19 protein-coding genes are annotated in these 16,599 nt (G+C 30.3%); 10 read left to right on the forward strand and 9 right to left on the reverse strand.

Features of this window, described 5'->3' with window-relative positions:
• Positions 1-123: 123 nt before the first annotated feature.
• Positions 124-1,563 (forward strand): multicopper oxidase family protein, encoded by a 1,440-nt coding sequence (locus C1I91_RS14905; protein ID WP_128213572.1) that lies wholly within the window; start codon positions 124-126, stop codon positions 1,561-1,563.
• Between the two features lie 39 nt (positions 1,564-1,602).
• Complete coding sequence (locus C1I91_RS14910; RefSeq protein ID WP_047002052.1) at positions 1,603-1,848, forward strand: SHOCT domain-containing protein; 246 nt, start codon at positions 1,603-1,605, stop codon at positions 1,846-1,848.
• 175 nt (positions 1,849-2,023) lie between these two features.
• Here the strand turns inward: C1I91_RS14910 and C1I91_RS14915 are convergent, their stop codons facing one another.
• From C1I91_RS14915 to C1I91_RS14925, 3 genes are all read right to left on the reverse strand, one after another.
• Positions 2,024-3,424 (reverse strand): sensor histidine kinase, encoded by a 1,401-nt coding sequence (locus C1I91_RS14915; RefSeq protein ID WP_128213573.1) that lies wholly within the window; start codon positions 3,422-3,424, stop codon positions 2,024-2,026.
• A gap of 45 nt (positions 3,425-3,469) precedes the next feature.
• A complete protein-coding gene (locus C1I91_RS14920) occupies positions 3,470-4,168 on the reverse strand; it encodes a response regulator transcription factor (protein ID WP_128213574.1) in 699 nt (232 codons plus the stop codon).
• A gap of 75 nt (positions 4,169-4,243) precedes the next feature.
• Complete coding sequence (locus tag C1I91_RS14925) at positions 4,244-4,495, reverse strand: SHOCT domain-containing protein (protein WP_047002049.1); 252 nt, start codon at positions 4,493-4,495, stop codon at positions 4,244-4,246.
• A 249-nt stretch (positions 4,496-4,744) separates the two neighbouring features.
• Between C1I91_RS14925 and C1I91_RS14930 the strand changes: the two genes are divergently transcribed.
• Positions 4,745-5,041, forward strand: coding sequence for a hypothetical protein (locus C1I91_RS14930; RefSeq protein ID WP_128213575.1), 297 nt, complete (start codon positions 4,745-4,747; stop codon positions 5,039-5,041).
• Positions 5,042-5,158: 117 nt separating this feature from the next.
• Here the strand turns inward: C1I91_RS14930 and C1I91_RS14935 are convergent, their stop codons facing one another.
• The 3 genes from C1I91_RS14935 to C1I91_RS14945 all read right to left on the reverse strand — a co-directional run bounded on the left by C1I91_RS14935 (position 5,159) and on the right by C1I91_RS14945 (position 7,871).
• Positions 5,159-6,853, reverse strand: a complete 1,695-nt coding sequence (locus C1I91_RS14935) for a methyl-accepting chemotaxis protein (RefSeq protein ID WP_128213576.1) — start codon at positions 6,851-6,853, stop codon at positions 5,159-5,161.
• Between the two features lie 27 nt (positions 6,854-6,880).
• Positions 6,881-7,048 carry an aspartyl-phosphate phosphatase Spo0E family protein gene (locus C1I91_RS14940; RefSeq protein WP_164880547.1) on the reverse strand — a complete coding sequence of 56 codons (168 nt, stop codon included), beginning with the start codon at positions 7,046-7,048 and terminating at the stop codon, positions 6,881-6,883.
• A 151-nt stretch (positions 7,049-7,199) separates the two neighbouring features.
• Positions 7,200-7,871: a TIGR01906 family membrane protein gene (locus C1I91_RS14945; RefSeq protein ID WP_164880548.1), complete on the reverse strand. Its 672-nt coding sequence runs from the start codon at positions 7,869-7,871 to the stop codon at positions 7,200-7,202.
• 199 nt (positions 7,872-8,070) lie between these two features.
• Here C1I91_RS14945 and C1I91_RS14950 point away from each other — a divergent pair, with 199 nt between their 5' ends.
• The 3 genes from C1I91_RS14950 to C1I91_RS28975 all read left to right on the forward strand — a co-directional run bounded on the left by C1I91_RS14950 (position 8,071) and on the right by C1I91_RS28975 (position 9,430).
• Positions 8,071-8,301: a heavy-metal-associated domain-containing protein gene (locus C1I91_RS14950; protein WP_128213577.1), complete on the forward strand. Its 231-nt coding sequence runs from the start codon at positions 8,071-8,073 to the stop codon at positions 8,299-8,301.
• Between the two features lie 40 nt (positions 8,302-8,341).
• Complete coding sequence (locus tag C1I91_RS14955) at positions 8,342-8,683, forward strand: YHS domain-containing protein (protein ID WP_128213578.1); 342 nt, start codon at positions 8,342-8,344, stop codon at positions 8,681-8,683.
• Between the two features lie 114 nt (positions 8,684-8,797).
• A complete protein-coding gene (locus C1I91_RS28975) occupies positions 8,798-9,430 on the forward strand; it encodes a peroxiredoxin (protein WP_238476045.1) in 633 nt (210 codons plus the stop codon).
• Between the two features lie 85 nt (positions 9,431-9,515).
• Here C1I91_RS28975 and C1I91_RS14970 read toward each other — a convergent pair whose 3' ends face one another.
• Both C1I91_RS14970 and C1I91_RS14975 read right to left on the reverse strand, forming a co-directional pair.
• Positions 9,516-10,079, reverse strand: a complete 564-nt coding sequence (locus C1I91_RS14970; RefSeq protein WP_164880549.1) for a ferritin-like domain-containing protein — start codon at positions 10,077-10,079, stop codon at positions 9,516-9,518.
• Between the two features lie 161 nt (positions 10,080-10,240).
• Positions 10,241-10,555: a rhodanese-like domain-containing protein gene (locus C1I91_RS14975; RefSeq protein WP_128216004.1), complete on the reverse strand. Its 315-nt coding sequence runs from the start codon at positions 10,553-10,555 to the stop codon at positions 10,241-10,243.
• A gap of 166 nt (positions 10,556-10,721) precedes the next feature.
• Here C1I91_RS14975 and C1I91_RS14980 point away from each other — a divergent pair, with 166 nt between their 5' ends.
• The gene (locus tag C1I91_RS14980; RefSeq protein WP_128213581.1) at positions 10,722-11,252 is read left to right on the forward strand and encodes a ferritin-like domain-containing protein; all 531 of its coding nucleotides are present in this window, start codon (positions 10,722-10,724) and stop codon (positions 11,250-11,252) included.
• Between the two features lie 66 nt (positions 11,253-11,318).
• On the opposite strand, the gene C1I91_RS14985 is transcribed toward C1I91_RS14980, so the two are convergent.
• Positions 11,319-12,422 carry a DMT family transporter gene (locus C1I91_RS14985; RefSeq protein WP_238475788.1) on the reverse strand — a complete coding sequence of 368 codons (1,104 nt, stop codon included), beginning with the start codon at positions 12,420-12,422 and terminating at the stop codon, positions 11,319-11,321.
• A 323-nt stretch (positions 12,423-12,745) separates the two neighbouring features.
• Here C1I91_RS14985 and C1I91_RS14990 point away from each other — a divergent pair, with 323 nt between their 5' ends.
• From C1I91_RS14990 to C1I91_RS15000, 3 genes are all read left to right on the forward strand, one after another.
• Entirely contained in the window at positions 12,746-14,458 is a 1,713-nt protein-coding gene (locus C1I91_RS14990; RefSeq protein ID WP_128213582.1) for a methyl-accepting chemotaxis protein, read from the forward strand.
• 429 nt (positions 14,459-14,887) lie between these two features.
• Positions 14,888-15,838, forward strand: coding sequence for an ABC transporter ATP-binding protein (locus C1I91_RS14995; protein ID WP_051359009.1), 951 nt, complete (start codon positions 14,888-14,890; stop codon positions 15,836-15,838).
• 1 nt (position 15,839) lies between these two features.
• On the forward strand, positions 15,840-16,598 hold the full coding sequence (locus C1I91_RS15000; protein ID WP_128213584.1) for an ABC transporter permease: 759 nt from the start codon (positions 15,840-15,842) through the stop codon (positions 16,596-16,598).
• Position 16,599 lies beyond the last annotated feature (1 nt).

Here is a 16,599-nt window from a genome sequence, read left to right on the forward strand (position 1 = left end):
GTTAGTTTTAAATAGATGTTAAAAACAACTTTCATAATGTGCTTTTATAATTTCTTAATTGCTAATATTTGAGTGTAAAAATGTAAAAACTACTTTTATCAAGAATGAAAGTAGGGATGAGAATTGAAAACCAAAAATAAGTGGATAACTGTCTTAATAATTTCTGTTTTCCTACTAGTTGGATACAGTGTATTGGCCATAACAAGAATAAGAGCAGGAGTAAATTTTCAAAATACTATTAAAGGAAGTATTTCAAGTACTAACGAAGAAAATAAGCTTCCAATTCCACCTATACTTGAGGATTTAAACCCTGGAGACAACATAGCGGATTTCAGATTAAATGTTCAAAAATCATCTAAGGAATTTATTAAGGGGAAATCTTCAGAGACTTATGGGTACAATAGTGATTTTTTAGGACCAGTTATTAGAGTTAAAAGAGGTGACCAGGTAAATGTATCAGTTTCAAATTCTTTAGATGAAGCAACTACACTACATTGGCATGGTTTAGAACTTCCTGGAAGAGTAGATGGCAATGTGCAGCAGTCTTTTATGCCCAGCGAGACTTATAATGCAACTTTTGTTATAGATCAGCCAGCTGCAACACTTTGGTATCATCCTCATTTATTACATAAAACAGGTGAACAAGTATATAAAGGGTTAGCTGGGTTATTTCTTATAGAGGATGATGTGTCAAATAATTTAGATATTCCTAAAAAATATGGAGAGAACGATATTCCAATAGTTGTTCAAGATAGGAGATTTTCAAGTGATGGAAGCTTAGTTTATGCAAATAGTATGGCTGATATGATGAATGGTATGATAGGTGATGTAGTTCTTATCAATGGAGCTATAAATCCTACCTTAGATGTGAAAACTGAAAAAGTAAGATTAAGATTACTTAATGGATCAAATGCAAGAGTTTATCAGTTTAGCTTTAGTGATAACAACAAGTTTTATCAAATTGCTACTGATGGAGGATTTTTAGAAGCACCAGTTGAAACGAATGAACTTATTTTAGCACCTGCAGAAAGAGCAGAAATTATAGTAGATTTTTCAAAATATAAAGTAGGAGATAAAATTACCCTTAAGAGTAATAATGCTAATCTTATGAATTTCAAGGTTACTGAAAGTAGCAATGATACGAGTATACTACCCAAGCAATTAACAAAGATAAGTAAAATTCCAACTGAAAGTGCAACTGTCACTAGAACCTTCTCTTTTCAAGGAATGGGAAGAGGTGTAAATATTAATGGAAAACAAATGAATATGGATAGAATTGATGAAAGAGTAAGATATGGAGCTACAGAAATCTGGCAAATAAAAAATGACACTATGCATATGATGCACCCGTTTCATGCTCATGGAGTTCAGTTTTTAATTTTAGATAGAAACGGTAAAAAGCCACCTGCTAATGAACAAGGGTTTAAAGATACAATAGCTGTTGCTCCAGGAGAAACAGTAAAGGCTATTACTACTTTTAGATATAAGGGCATTTTTATGTATCACTGCCATATACTTGAGCACGAAGATTTAGGAATGATGGGGCAGTTTTTAGTTGAATAGTATAACGATATTCTTATTATAGAAAGGATGATATAAATTATGATGGGATATAGATATGGACGTGGATATGACATGATGTCATGGGGAGGTTTGTTTTGGCTTATTCCTTTAGTTCTTATTATTATAATTGCTATAGCAGCATACAAAATAACTACCAGTGGAAAAAGAAATTCAAATATAACAATTAACGATAATTCAATTGAAATATTGAAACAGAGATACGCAAGGGGAGAAATTGATGAAGAGCAATATAGAAAAATGAGGGATACTATAGAAAGTAAATAAAATAGTAAAGAGAAGATTGGTTTGGGAGAAACTAATCTTCTCTTTACTATGAAGTAAATGTTTATCAAACTGAGGTCTACATAAGGTTGTATTATAACTTAACAACCTTATACACATATATTATCACCAAATTGTGTAGGAAATATGAAAAAGACTATTTTGAAATAATAATTTTTTACATAACTTCTCTACTTGGAAGTTCAACAGTAAATATAGTCCCTTCATTTACCTTGCTTTCTACATATATTTTTCCGCCATGTGCTTCAACAAAAGCCTTTGTAATAGTAAGACCTATACCAGAACCGCCAGTATTTTTATTTCTCGACAAGTCACTTCTGTAAAAACGTTCAAATATAAAGGGCAGATCTTTCTCAGGTATTCCTATACCGTTATCTATAACTTTGATAACTATATTTTGTCTTTTCTTTTCTAGTATGACATGTACTTTTCCATTTGGGTTTAAATATTTATAAGAATTTGAAAGCAAATTATTCATTATTTGTTTGAATTTATCTTTATCTACCATTGAAGTTATTTCAGGGGTTATGCTGCTAGTTAACTCATAATTTTCTTTAATATAAAGAGGCTTAAAAGTATCTATAATTTTTTCTAATTCCTCTGATAGGTTAACCTTGCTTTTATTTAAATTTAGATTAGTCTGCTCAAGCTTTGCTAAGTTACGAAGATTGTCTACCATTTTTGTTAGTCTTTCAATTTCTTCATAAAAAGCTTCAAACCTTTCAGTAGTTGGTTCCCAGATACCATCCATAAAAGCTTCAATGTGAGTCTTAAGGGTAGTAAGCGGAGTTCTAAGTTCATGAGCCATGTCAGAAGTTAATCTTTTTCTGAGCATCTCTTGAGTTTTTAAAGTTTCTGCTAAATAGTTAATGGAATTTGATAGCTCATCTATTTCTTTAGTATTTGTATTTACGTTAGCTCTTACTTCTAGGTCTCCAGTTCTCATTTTATTTGCCGTATCTGTAATTTCAACAAGAGGTTTTGAAAGTTGTTTAGAGATAATTACACTGATAGCAAATCCGAAAGCCAATGCTGCAATAGCTGAAAGTATAAAGGAATGATTTAAGGTGCTTATAAATGTAACTGATGCAGAAGATAAATAAGAGGTTCCGAAGTATCCAATGATTATAGTACCTATATTTTCATTATTTACAATTAAAGGATGTTTTTCCTCATTATATTCACCTATATTCATTTCAGAAAAATTATGCATCATACCTCTCATCATATTTTCCATCATGGGGTTATGCTGCAAATGAGAATTTCCTGAAGTATATATTGTATTGTTGTTTAAATCTTTAACTTCAATATACATTTCCTGAAGCTGAGCATATCTTTGTATTTCATCAGTATCAATATCTGTCGGATTTTTTTTATTACTATATACATCATCTATTATTTTTACAGCATTATTTACTTTTGTCTTATGTTCATCTACTAAGTAATCTTTAAACTTTTTTCCTACCGTATAATTTGATATAAGGCTTGCCAAAATGATTGAGCCTAAAACAGCAATGAGAAAACCTAAAGACAGCTTTTTCATTAAGGATGCTTTCATTATTTCCCTCCATTTCATTTTTCTAATCTAGCCTAGATAAACAGCTTAGCTCGGGATAAACTTATATCCCATTCCATAAACAGTTGTTATATATATTGGGTCTTTAGGATTATCTTCTACCTTTTGGCGAATGTTTTTTATATAAGTGTCTACAGTTCTATCAAAGCCCTCATAATCCATTCCAAAAGCCTTTTCTACAAGTTGATCTCTTGAAAACACTTGACCAGGGTTAGTTAAGAGTATTGTTAAAACCTTAAACTCATTTGTTGTTAAGCCTACAGCTTTACCTTGTTTTTTTACTATCATTTTTTTCACATCAACTTCTAAATCTCCGTGATTAAAGGTTAGAATGTCTGCCATAGGGGTAACATCTCTGTAGGCTCTTCTTAAGAGAGCCCTAACTCTTACTACAAGTTCTCGTGCACTAAAAGGCTTAGTTAAATAGTCATCTGCTCCAATAGATATTCCTTCTATTCTTTCATCTTCCTCGGCTTTTGCAGTAAGCATAATGATAGGTACACTGGAAGTGGTTCTTATCTTACTGCACACTTCTTCACCAGTTATTTTAGGCATCATTAAATCTAAAACTATAAGATGAATATTTTCATTATTAAATATATTTAAAGCTTCTTCGCCGTCCTTAGCTGTAACTACTTCAAAACCTTCCTTTTCAAGATATGCTTTAACCACATCTACGATCTTTTGTTCATCATCAACAACTAGTATTTTAAATTCATTACTCATCATATCACCTCTAACTACAAATATTGTGATTTTATTATAGTTTATACTTATTAAAAAAACTAGGGAGCTAGCTCTCTAGTTTTTTTGTGAAAGAATTGTTCTTCTTCTTATATATTCTTCTTCGCTAATTTCACCTCTAGCAAATCTTTCATTAAGTATTCTCATATTATCCTCGGATTTATTAGTATAGCTTTTAAATAGTTTCACAGCCAGAACTACTAAACCTATGAATACTAGTAATCTAAATCCCATAGCTAAGAACATCCAGGTATAACTTAGAGGACCTGCAGAACCAAAACCGTATCCTCCAAAACCACCACAAAACATAATTTAATTCCTCCTTTTAGTCGGAAGCACAGAGCAGTTTGAAACCACTCGCTCTCCTCATTTGATTAAATCGAATATCTCTTATGTAACTAATTATATAGAGAAACTATGGAGGAATTATGAAGAAGTTAATATTTTATGAACCTTATTAAAATCTATTTTTCTTCATATTGTCTTTATATTAATATTATAGAATTTGAACATAAGATATTTGATTTTAAAATTATCTATTATGCAGGAGGAACATTTATGAATTGTCACGGAAACAACAAGGAAAATCACAAAGGTCATAATCATAGTCCATTAAAGCATATGCTTCATATGATTCTCTGCTGTGGACTACCTATAGTTATTGTAGGGTTTCTACCATTAATATCAAGAATAAGTCCAAACGCTGGAAGCTTTGTGTCAAAGATAGTACCATTTCTATGCCCGATAATGATGATTGGAATGATACCAATGATGTTTGGTGGCAATAAAAAATCAAGTTGTTGTGAAAATAAAGATGAAACTAAAGCACTTGAGCTAAATAAACCTGTTGAATAGCTAATCCATAATGTACAAAAGATTCCTGTAATCCCTTAAATATAGCTATATTTAATAAGCCTGTCAGCTTCTATTAAGGAAGCGACAGGCTTTAATTAATTTTATATTCTTGATTTCTTATACTTTAAAATATTCAACCATAGAATTTAGAGTTTCTGTCATGCTGGCAAGAGTTTCAGATGTTGAAGTAATCTCTTCTGTAACAGCTATTTGTTCCTCAATATTAGAGTTTATCTCTTGGGATACCGTAGACAACAATTGAACATTATTTACTATATTGTTCATATTTTGTGATATATTCCCCGTTGATAAAGCTTGGTTGCTTACTTGGGTAAATATTTTTTCAAAGCTGCTAACTAAAGTGTTCATATTTTCTATTATTAAATTAATTTGACTTTCTGCATCATTTGCTACTGTAGTACCTTCTTTAACTTTAGACTCTGTGATCAATATATTTTTTACGGCAATATCTGTTTTAGATTTTACTTCAGAAATCATATTTTCTATACTGTTTGCTGCAGATGCACTTTCTTCTGCAAGCTTTTTTACCTGTTCAGCAACTACAGAGAATCCCTTACCTTGCTCGCCAGCTCTAGCAGCTTCAATAGCAGCATTTAGAGCTAACATATTAGTTTGCTTAGCAATATTACTAATCATGGAAGTTATATCACCTATTTTATTTGATAATGTATATAAATCGCTTATTGTACTTTTAACTTCCTTTGTTGCATTTTCAATATGGTTTATTGCTGAAACTGTTATATCAACAGATTGTTTACCTTTATTAGCATGCTCTCTAAAGGTAAGTGAATTATTCTTAGCTTCTTCTGTAAGATTGGAAACCTTACTTGAGCTTAGAGTTATAGCTTCAAGATTGGTATTTACATCTTCCACGGAGGTGGCAATATCTTGCATATTGTCTGAAACATTTATAATTTTTGTACCTATTTCGTTTGTTGAACTACTTACACTTTCTAGAGCAGATGCAAGCTGATCACTACCGATATTAACCTCTAAAGATGTTGCTTTAATTTTAGCAACAATTCCTTTAAGTCTTATGCCCGTGGTATTTAATGCATTTGTCAGTATTCCTAGCTCATCTTTTGATTTTAATATGAGACTATCAGTTAAATCACCATTCGCTAAGTTTTTAGCAAAAGATATACTCTTCTGAAGTGGCTTAATGATAGAAGAAGATATAATAACTGTTAAGATTATGCTTAAGACTAAAGCAATAATACTAATTAAAATAACGAACTTAGTTATATCAGTATAGATTTTCATGCTATCATTATGCTTTTGTTCAGATACTTCAATGCTGCTTTCGGCAATATTAACTATTTCATTTTCTATATTTTTAAATAAATTAGCATTATTATTTGAAAGAGCCAATGCTTCATCATTTTGATTGTTCATACTTTTTTCTATAAGTTCTTGCTGTTTTTTTCTAACAGTATTAACATTTTGAATTAATGAATCTATTTTATCCTTGTTACTGGAATGAGGAAGCTCTTTATACATATTAAGATTTTTAATAATCCCTTCATCGTAAGCCTCATCAATATGCATTACATGCTCTTTTTTCTCTTCTAAGGTTGAAGCTAAAAGCACATTTTTTTCAGCTCTTTGTACTCTAGCAACATTAAACTGGGCATCTTTTATGTAGTTAACAGCATTTACCTGTTTGTACATATCTTCTACATTATGATTTATTTCACCTATTTCGTATAATCCTAAGGTTGCTAATAGAGCCATTAGAAGTAATGGAGCTCCAAAACCAAGGAATAATTTTTTTCGAATAGTAAACTTCATATATAATTCCTCCAATATTAAATATAATTATCCACACTTTTGATTATAATAAATTATTATTAGCTTGTCTAATTTCTGGCTCACCTGAACTATTTCGTCGCTTTGTTTAAGATTATTTTCTAGAATTAGACTTTCAAGCTTTTGTCTTAACGAATCAATTTTTTCATGTAAACTGGTATCATAGTTAGATTTCACCCCATATTCCTCCCTATGTAGATACATTATTTTATGAAATTTCTTAATAAAATAAAAGTGTACATATAAATTGTGGAGGAAATGTGGAGAAATAGCATCCTAAATACATTTATGTATAAAAATAAACTCATGTTTATAAGAAACAGGTATTCTAGACCTGTTTCTTATAAAGTAGTTTTTTATGAAGTAATCTTAAGAATATAATGCTTAAGATTATTAAGATAACAATTAATAAAGCAGAATGATAGAAAAATTCTTGAGGTAATATATTTATGATTGGATCTATTTCAGGGTCAAACTGCCAATAATCATTTCTAAAAAATATTTTATGAAATATTACAAAAGCTTTATCAAAATTAATAATTAAGGCAGCTGATAGGGTTGCTGGAAGCAATACCAGCATTAAAGAAGTCTGTCTAATGAAGTTGAAATTTCTACGTTTGATATTAAGTGTTAAACCTATAGCACTAATTATGAAAAGCATATCTATAGAAGTAAAAATTCTCTTAACATCTTTAAAATGAATTTGTCCATACTTTGAATAAGGTATAGAGGGTAGCTTAAATTCTTGTTGAATTGGGCTTAATAAGTAGTTAATAACATAATTATAATTTTCTACTATTTCACTTCTGCTAAAGCCTGATTGTTTTTCAATGTTTAGATATTGGATATCAAAATAATATAAAGGCTTGAACATTAATGTTAACTTTACTGATACTAAAATTATTGATAAGGATAAAGCTAGAGCAAGTAATATTTGAAGTATCTTATGCTCTTTTCTGGTATTTCCATTAATGGCATACACATAATTAGGGTGATTCATTTTTTAACCTCCGATAGATATATTTTGGTCTATAGCAACTATTATAAAGAAGATTTATGAAGACCGTATGAAGTAATTATAGTAAAGCTATTGCAACATAGGAATTAACTATAAATCTTTTTTGCAAAAAGTATTTCTCCATAATTGCTTCACAATTTGGGGTTATATTTTTATTAAAGAAAGCAGGGAGGAGATCAAAATGAAAAGAAATGCATTGAAATTTAAAGAGGACAATATCCTTTGTTATAGATGTGTTATAAATGCATCAAAAGCAATCAGTCATATACCAACTGTCGAAGAATTTAGTATTGATATTAATACAAAGGTAATTGAAGTTATATATAAGAATAATAGAATATCAAAAGAAGAGATACGTGATATTATTAATGATTCTATAACTAGTGGAAAGGTGAGAATAATATTAAATTAAAAAATAAAATTTAAGATAGAAATAGAAGGAGTGTTATGTAATGGAATTTATACTAAATAACTGGATATATATTTTATTTGCTGGTTTAATGGTGTTTATGATGGTTAAAGGAGGCGGATGCTGCGGAGGACATTCTCATGAGGCTCACTCAACCAGTGGACATTCTCACGGGGGAGGATGCTGCAGCGGAGGCTCTGAGCACAATCATAATGGTGAATATAGTCAGCAAACAAACCAATTGAATGCTGTGAAAGACCCAATATGCGGCATGACAGTAAATCCTGATACTGCGATAAAACAAACAATTAATGGGCAAACCTATTACTTCTGCAGTGAGTACTGTAGAAAAGAGTTTATAAGAAAACATAGTATAAGTGTTTGAGGAGTTCATCACACAAAGCTCATAAAATACATAGTATAATATAAAATGTATTTTTAGGAGGTAGCAATGAATTATCCTTATGAACGATTTCCTTATTATTGCTGGTATAATTCTATGTCTAATTTTGATGATGATATAACTGAAAGAACTGAGCCATTAGAAAGACTATCAGAAACCTCAATCAATTGTCTAAAAATCGGAGACATAGCACCTGATTTTAGTCTAGAAGGTGTTTTAGCTGGAGAGAGAATTAAGATAAATTTTAATGAGCAAAAGGGAAGATGGGCAGTAGTATTTTTCTATGCATCTGATTTTACTTTTGTTTGACCTACAGAGCTTGCAGCAGTTGCTGAAAAAATTAATGAATTTAAGGCATTAAATACAGCGATATTTGGAATAAGCACTGATAGTATATATTCACACAAGGTATTTACACAAGTTTCGCCATCAGGAAGAAAAGTTAATTTTCCTCTTTTATCAGATAGACCTCAGGAAATATCTAAAAAGTATGGTGTTTTAAATGAAAAAGAGGGATTCACTTATAGAGCTACTTTTATAGTAGACCCAGAAGGCATTATTCAAGCCATATTTATAAATCCACAATCTGTAGGTAGAAATATTAATGAGATTATAAGAATTATTCAAGCGCTTCAGTATAGTAAAAAGACTAATCTAGCAATTCCAGCAAACTGGCAAAGTGGTCAGCCAGGAATAGAAAGAGATTGGAATATGGTTGGAAAATACTAAAATATACTTAAAAAGTAATATAGCTTATATATCCTATAAACTAATTATGTAAGATAGAAAGTTTATCAGGATATATAAGCTGTTTTTAATATGAACTTAGAGCCCTTTGAAATGCTTGAAGATGATTTTGGGAAGCATTTCGCAGCCTTGTGAAAACTGTCTTTACATCACTTGGAATGTCCTGTTTTAGGAATCTTTCGTACATAGCGATGTTTTCAATTTCGCCTTTAACTCCATTTTCAAGACTCTCTTTTATACTAGTTGGTGTTTTAATGTAGTTCTTTGAATTATCTTCAGGAAGAGCAACATTGTACTTGGTAAACAGCGGAGTTAAGGCGTTAATGTGAGTTACTTCCGCACTAATAATATTAATAAATGGTCGCTGCTGACCAAACTTTTCTACTACTAGTGAGTATTTTGCCTTTGCGAGATATTCATCTTGAATTGCATAAGTTAGCATGTCAGCTAGGGTTAGATCTGTATCTGCTTTTGCAGCTTCTGCACCTATAAGATTGCTAGTTGTAGAAGGTACAAATTTGCTTAAATTTGTTAGAGTTTTTGCCTCAACTGTGTAAAAATTCATTTCAGTCATAAAACTACTAAGCACAAATACTGTTACAAAAGTAATAAAACCAAATTTTCTTTTCATAGCTTTTCTCCTTTTTATATGTAAATTTAATAACATTATTAGTATGCTGCAAATTAAAACTTGAATGTATGGTAAATATTAAACTAAAAATAAAAAACTACGACAATGAAAGAGAAAAAATTTCATTGTCGTAGTTTTTTATTTTTAAATTATTTCTTTAATTAGTGTTTCCAGGACATAAGACCTCTGTTAAGATGATAAATTTGAGTAAAATTGTTATTAACAAGTGATTTTACTGCAGATGGACTTCTTCCACCTGATGTACAGTGTACAAGAATAGGGGTATCTTTATATTTTTCTAATTCTTTAATTCTTGTAGATAGCTGCTGAACGGGTATGTTCTTAGCTTTAGGTATATGACCCGACTCAAATTCACCTTTGGTTCTTACATCAAGAATAATCATATTTTTATTTTCATTTATTAATTTATAAGCTTCATCAGCATTGACATTCTTGACATTTTTATTATTAAACATGAAAAATCTTTTTCTAAGCATTGTGAAGACAATAAAAGCAAGTAAATGTGATGAATTTGTGAAATTATTTTTTAAAGATTTATTTGGTACTAAGTAAAGTTGCTATATGGAATATTTAAAATAAATAAGGAATAGAATATTATGTATTTATTTTTAGGAGGCAAATATGCCAGGTGATATTTCAAAGCATACAAAATATATTGTTAACTTACCTTATCCAGAACCAAGGATCGAAAGACCAAATGTACAGTATGCAAATATTCTTCTAAAGGATTACTCAGGAGATGTAAGTGAGTTTACAGCAATTAACTTATATGTATATCAGCATTTTGTAAGTGATGGTGAATATGAGGACTACGCAGAGCTTGTTGGTGGAGTATCTATGGCTGAAATGAAGCATCTAGAACTTTTAGGAGAGACTATTAAGCTATTAGGAATTAAACCAATATATATTGATAATGCTTGCCCTCCTGGGAGGCTTTGGACTCCTAGATATGTTAACTTTACTACGTTTATAACAGAAATGATAATGGAAGATATTCAGTCTGAACAGAAGGCTATAGAAAACTACAGGTATCATTTAACATTAATACAAGATAGATATATAAGAGAGCTACTGGAAAGAATAATTCTTGATGAAGAACTACATGTTAAATTATTTAAACAATTATATGAAAAATATAGTAACAGATATTAAAATTAGTAAAAGCACCTGTAAGTATTAAACGACTTGCAGGTGCTTTTATGAAACATATGAAATAATTTAGTGGACATGACAATGATGAATATCTGATTTATGTTTATGAGTATGTGTAAATTTTTCATGGGTATGGATATGAATATGTTCTCCTATAACAGGTTCAGGATGAATATGGTTATGATGGTTATCATCATGACTATGGATATGCTCATGAATTAATAAAATATGGGTATGCTTATGGAAATGCTCTTCTGTTGAAGCAAAATATGCTCCTATAAGCATAACTGCTAAGGCAACAATAAATGATAATGTTGGTACTTCTTTAAAAATTATTAATGATAGTCCAACACCAATAAATGGTGCTATAGCATAATAGGCGCTGGTCTTTGCTGCTCCTAAGTATCTTTGAGCATGAATATATAAGAAAATACTTAATCCATAAGCGAAAAATCCTAATATAAGGGCTGCTATGATATAAGAAGTATTACTAATTTTCTCACCTAATAATAATGAAATTAGCAATGAACCAATTCCAGAACCAAACCCCTTAATAACAACGACTTGTAATGGATCTTTTATAGATAACTTTCTTGTGCAGTTATTCTCAAGTCCCCAGCAGATACATGCTAGCAGTACAAAAATTGAACCAAAAGAAAAAGAAAAACTGCTTGCATCTTCTACAGATAAGATAATACTTGATAAAGTAATTAAGAATATAGCACCCCAGAGTCTTTTGCTGATAGATTCCTTAAAAATTAGTAAAGCGATTAATGATGTCGCTACAATTTCAAAATTATTAAGTAATGACACGTTAGCAGGAGTTGTCATAGTAAGTCCTACCATTAATAAAATAGGGGCTGCAATATCTAATATAACCATGCCGATTGTATAGGGCAGTTCTTGTTTAGTAAGTTTCCCTTCTGCTTTTTCTTTATACTTCTTCCCCTTGGCAAAGCTAACAAAGAACATTCCAATTCCTGCGCCAAGATATAGAAATGAAGCCATGAGTGTAGGAGGAATCTCCTTTAATAATAGTTTTGATATAGGAGAACTAATCGCATATAATCCTGCTGCTAAAACAGCAAAAAATACAGATTTATGTTGTCTAACTTCCACTATATTCACCTCCCAAAAACTATTTAATAAACTTTTCATTCCAGCTTGCATATATATGTCCTCCTTGCTATCCCGTATAGGAGGATATATATATTATAGCACCATTTCGTTGAAATCTAAAAATATAGAAAACTTTTTTATTGCAAATACATTTATAAATGTAATCAATATCACTAAAGTTCATCCTTTGAATATATTATAGTGAACAAGCCTATAAGCTTAAAAAGAGGTGTATCTTTAATGGATATTTGCCAATACACTAAATTTACTCTTGTTGAAGATAAGGTATAGCGAAACTAAATAACAAACTACTAACAGTATTAGACATAGAGTTGTTCTTTGATTATGATTCAAAAAAGGAGGAGAGGATTTATATGAAATGGTTTAATGACATGAAAATTAAAGTTAAGTTAGTGGGTGGGTTTACATTAGTATCTTTGCTTATAGGTATTGTTGCTATAACTGGAATTTCTGATATGTCTAAAATCAATAATAATGCAATTAATATGTATGAAAAAAATTTGATACCCATAAATCAATTAAAAACCATAAATGAGAATTTGTTACAAATTAGGGGTAATATCTTATTGATCCTTGACAAAGATAATAGATATAGGCTTTCAGAGTTACAAGAAGAGATAAATGATTTTAAACTAGAAAATGATCAACTTATGGTAAGCTTTGAGAAAATAAATTTGACATCCGAAGAAGAAAAAATATATGACGAATTTAAAGAAGGAATTAAGAACTATAGAACCTCTAGAGAAGATATAATAAATTTAGTTAAAGAAAATAATTATGAAAAAGCAAAGGAAGCGTTCCCTAAAGTTTCAGATATAAGAAAAGAAATGTCAAGCACTTTAAATAACCTTGTAAAACTATTTATAATTCATGCACAACAAGCAAATGATAATAATCAATCTATTTATTCATCAGCCTTTAAAATGGCAACTATACTTTCTATATGTGTATTAATTATAGCTGTGAGTTTAGGTTTATTTATATCTACAAAAATAAGTAGTCAGCTAAAGAAAGTATTAACTTTTGCAAGGTCACTAGGTAGTGGTGACTTAACTCAAAATATTGATATAGATACTAAAGATGAAATAGGCATATTGGTAAAAGAATTAAATAAAGCAGTAAAAAATACAAGAAGTTTAATTGAGGAATTAACTAATAGTGCAGAAGCAATGGGAGCGTCTAGTGAGGAACTTTCTTCAACTATTGAAGAGATATTATCTAAAATGGAAATAATGAATCAATCGACCAAACAGATATCTAAGGGATCAGAAGAATTAAGTGCTTCTACTCAGGAAATAAATGCATCTATAGAAGAGATCGGTTCTACATCTAGTCAACTTGACAGAAAGTCTAAAGATGCAAGTCATAATGCAAATGAAATTAAAGTACGTGCTGTTGAAGTTAAAGATAAGAGTTCAAAGTCAATAGAGGATACTAATAATCTTTATAAAGACAAGCAGATAAAGATTTTAAAAGCCATAGATGATGGCAAGGTAGTAGAACAGATAAAAATAATGGGTGATACTATAAGTTCTATAGCAGCCCAAACTAATTTGTTATCTCTAAACGCAGCTATAGAAGCTGCCAGGGCAGGAGAACAGGGGAGAGGATTTGCTGTTGTAGCATCAGAGGTGCGAAAACTTGCGGAGCAATCTGCTGCTACAGTAAAACAAATACAAGATATAGTGGATCAAGTTCAACAATCATTTAATAATTTATCAAAAAATGCTCAAGAAGTGCTTGGCTTTATAGAGCAAGATGTTAAGCCAGATTATGATTTTATGATAAAGACTGGAAAACAGTATGAAGAAGACTCTAATTACTTTAGTGAAATATCTAAAGAGATTTCACAGGCAACACGATCTATGGCAGAAGCTATAGATCAAGTTACTAATGCAATACAAACAGTAGCTGCGTCTGCACAAGAATCATCATCTAGTTCTCAGGAAATATTAAGTAGTGTTGATGAAACTACATCAGCAATTGAGCAGATCGCAAAAGCTACACAAGCACAGGCTGAAATGGCAGAGAAACTTACTAGTATGATTCAAAAGTTTAGAGTATAACGCAACATTCATAGATTTATAGATGTTTTATTACTTTAGTATATTGTTATATTGCAGAAAAATTTACTTCTATAAAAAAGATAAATACCAGAAATCCTAGGTGAAAAATCTATCTTGGGATTTCTGGTATTCATATTTATATATTATAATCTTTGCCCATAAAATCTCCAGATATGAATGTGTATCAGAGGGTACGAACGGGGTGAGAGGTCGGTGAGTGAAGCAAACATTCGCCTCCTCGATTGGAATAACTGTGGAGTATCAATAAAGTTGTTGTGTAATTTAAAATGGACTTCTTAAAATAATGTAATTATTTTTGTAGTTTTAATCTAATTTTAATCTTAATTTTAATCCTTTTTAATTTAGGAAATTTAATATACAAATATAAGTTAAGAGATATTGAAACTAAGCTAAAAGGAGGTAAAGATTTTGATTAAAACTGAAAATCTGACTATGACATATAAAAATGGATTTACAGCAGTAAAAAACTTAAGTCTGAATGTTGCAGAAGGAGATATTTTTGGTTTTCTTGGTCCCAATGGGGCAGGAAAAACCACAACTATTAGAATGTTAACGGGATTATTAAAACCAAGTAGTGGAAAAGTTTTTGTTAATGAACTTGATGTTGCTTCAAACGAAAATGAGGTTAAGAAAATAATAGGGGTTGTGCCAGAATCTCATGGTTACTACAATTGGATGACCAGTGTAGAGTACCTTAGCTATTTTGCTGAACTCTTTGGAAAAGATAAATCAAAATATACAAAGCATATTGAATATTTACTAGAAAAAGTAGGATTAAGTGATAAGAAAAAAGTTCCTATAGGTCATTATTCAAGGGGTATGAAGCAACGACTTGGTATTGCTAAATCTCTTATAAATAATCCTAAAATAATTTTTCTTGATGAGCCTACTTTAGGACTTGACCCAATAGGACAGAAGGATATTCAAAATCTTATTTTTGAAATAAATAAAGTAATGAATGTAACAGTATTTATTACATCTCATTTACTTAAAGATATTGAAGTGCTCTGTAATAAAGTTTCAATAGTTCAAAATGGAGAACTTATAGAGCAGGGAAGTATTAAGGAACTTCAGGATAAGTATTCTGAAAATGAAACAATAAAACTTAAAACATCTGATAATATAAAGGTGTATCAGTTTTTAAAAGAAAATAAGATGTTTACTGGATTGGAGTTAAAAGACGATAATATATACATTTATGTCAATAAAGCCTGTAACAATAATTTGTTAAATGAAGCAAAGCATTATATCGTCGAAAAGTTGTTTGTGAATTCTATTGACATCCATGAGATAGGCAAAGTAGAGACAACGATAGAAGATATATTTTTTAAACTTACTGATAAGAAGGTGAGAAATTAATATGAATCTTTCAATTATTAAAAAGGAACTTAGAGAAAACTTTTATGCTATGAAAGGGAACTTATGGTTAATTATTATAGCAATTATATTTAGCATAATGTCTTATAGCTTTGTATCTGTGAAAGAGTTAAGTCTACTTGCTCAAACAGAAGTTATAGTTACAATGGGGAAATTAGTTATAGGATTAGCATTACTTATAACAATAGTTCTTGCTGCAGTAACTTTTTCAAATGAAAAAGAAGAAAGTACTCTTGAAAGTTTGATGCTTACACCTGTACCAAAGATGCAGGTAGCTTTTGCAAAACTAATTGGAGTGCTTTTGATGGGAATATCTGTTTTTGCCATAGCAATTCCATATATATCAACATTAAGCTATGGAACAGGACTTATTGCTAGAGCAGTAATTTTTATTGTTGTTATAGGTAGTATTGTAGCATTTTCTTATGCCAATATTTCTATTACTCTTTCAATTTTATTGGGTTCATCTAAGAGCTCTATAATAACTTCTATAATATTTTTTATACTGACTGGACTGCCGAGCTTATTATCAACTTCAATTAAAAAAGCAGGTTTTGGAGCGGTGATTGAAAAGATTAGTCCATTATCTAATACATTTAACCTTATGAAAGCTGTAATAATTGAAAAACAGGGCTTTGCTGGAATGACTAAGTTCATAATTCCAATATTAATATTTGCAGTTTTGTCCTATATATTTTTAATCTACGGAACAAAGAAAATCGCATTCAAAGGAGGAGAATAGT

Origin of the sequence: Clostridium manihotivorum (genome assembly GCF_004015185.1) — a bacterium.
GTDB lineage: Bacteria > Bacillota > Clostridia > Clostridiales > Clostridiaceae > Clostridium_AR > Clostridium_AR manihotivorum.

Coding starts and splice junctions, on each gene's coding strand:
- C1I91_RS14910 (WP_047002052.1), top strand. CDS start 1,603: ATGATGGGATATAGATATGGACGTGGATATGACATGATGTCATGGGGA.
- C1I91_RS14915 (WP_128213573.1), bottom strand. CDS start 3,424: ATGAAAGCATCCTTAATGAAAAAGCTGTCTTTAGGTTTTCTCATTGCT.
- C1I91_RS14920 (WP_128213574.1), bottom strand. CDS start 4,168: ATGAGTAATGAATTTAAAATACTAGTTGTTGATGATGAACAAAAGATC.
- C1I91_RS14925 (WP_047002049.1), bottom strand. CDS start 4,495: ATGTTTTGTGGTGGTTTTGGAGGATACGGTTTTGGTTCTGCAGGTCCT.
- C1I91_RS14930 (WP_128213575.1), top strand. CDS start 4,745: ATGAATTGTCACGGAAACAACAAGGAAAATCACAAAGGTCATAATCAT.
- C1I91_RS14935 (WP_128213576.1), bottom strand. CDS start 6,853: ATGAAGTTTACTATTCGAAAAAAATTATTCCTTGGTTTTGGAGCTCCA.
- C1I91_RS14945 (WP_164880548.1), bottom strand. CDS start 7,871: ATGAATCACCCTAATTATGTGTATGCCATTAATGGAAATACCAGAAAA.
- C1I91_RS14950 (WP_128213577.1), top strand. CDS start 8,071: ATGAAAAGAAATGCATTGAAATTTAAAGAGGACAATATCCTTTGTTAT.
- C1I91_RS14955 (WP_128213578.1), top strand. CDS start 8,342: ATGGAATTTATACTAAATAACTGGATATATATTTTATTTGCTGGTTTA.
- C1I91_RS14970 (WP_164880549.1), bottom strand. CDS start 10,079: ATGAAAAGAAAATTTGGTTTTATTACTTTTGTAACAGTATTTGTGCTT.
- C1I91_RS14975 (WP_128216004.1), bottom strand. CDS start 10,555: ATGTTTAATAATAAAAATGTCAAGAATGTCAATGCTGATGAAGCTTAT.
- C1I91_RS14980 (WP_128213581.1), top strand. CDS start 10,722: ATGCCAGGTGATATTTCAAAGCATACAAAATATATTGTTAACTTACCT.
- C1I91_RS14985 (WP_238475788.1), bottom strand. CDS start 12,422: ATGCAAGCTGGAATGAAAAGTTTATTAAATAGTTTTTGGGAGGTGAAT.
- C1I91_RS14990 (WP_128213582.1), top strand. CDS start 12,746: ATGAAATGGTTTAATGACATGAAAATTAAAGTTAAGTTAGTGGGTGGG.
- C1I91_RS15000 (WP_128213584.1), top strand. CDS start 15,840: ATGAATCTTTCAATTATTAAAAAGGAACTTAGAGAAAACTTTTATGCT.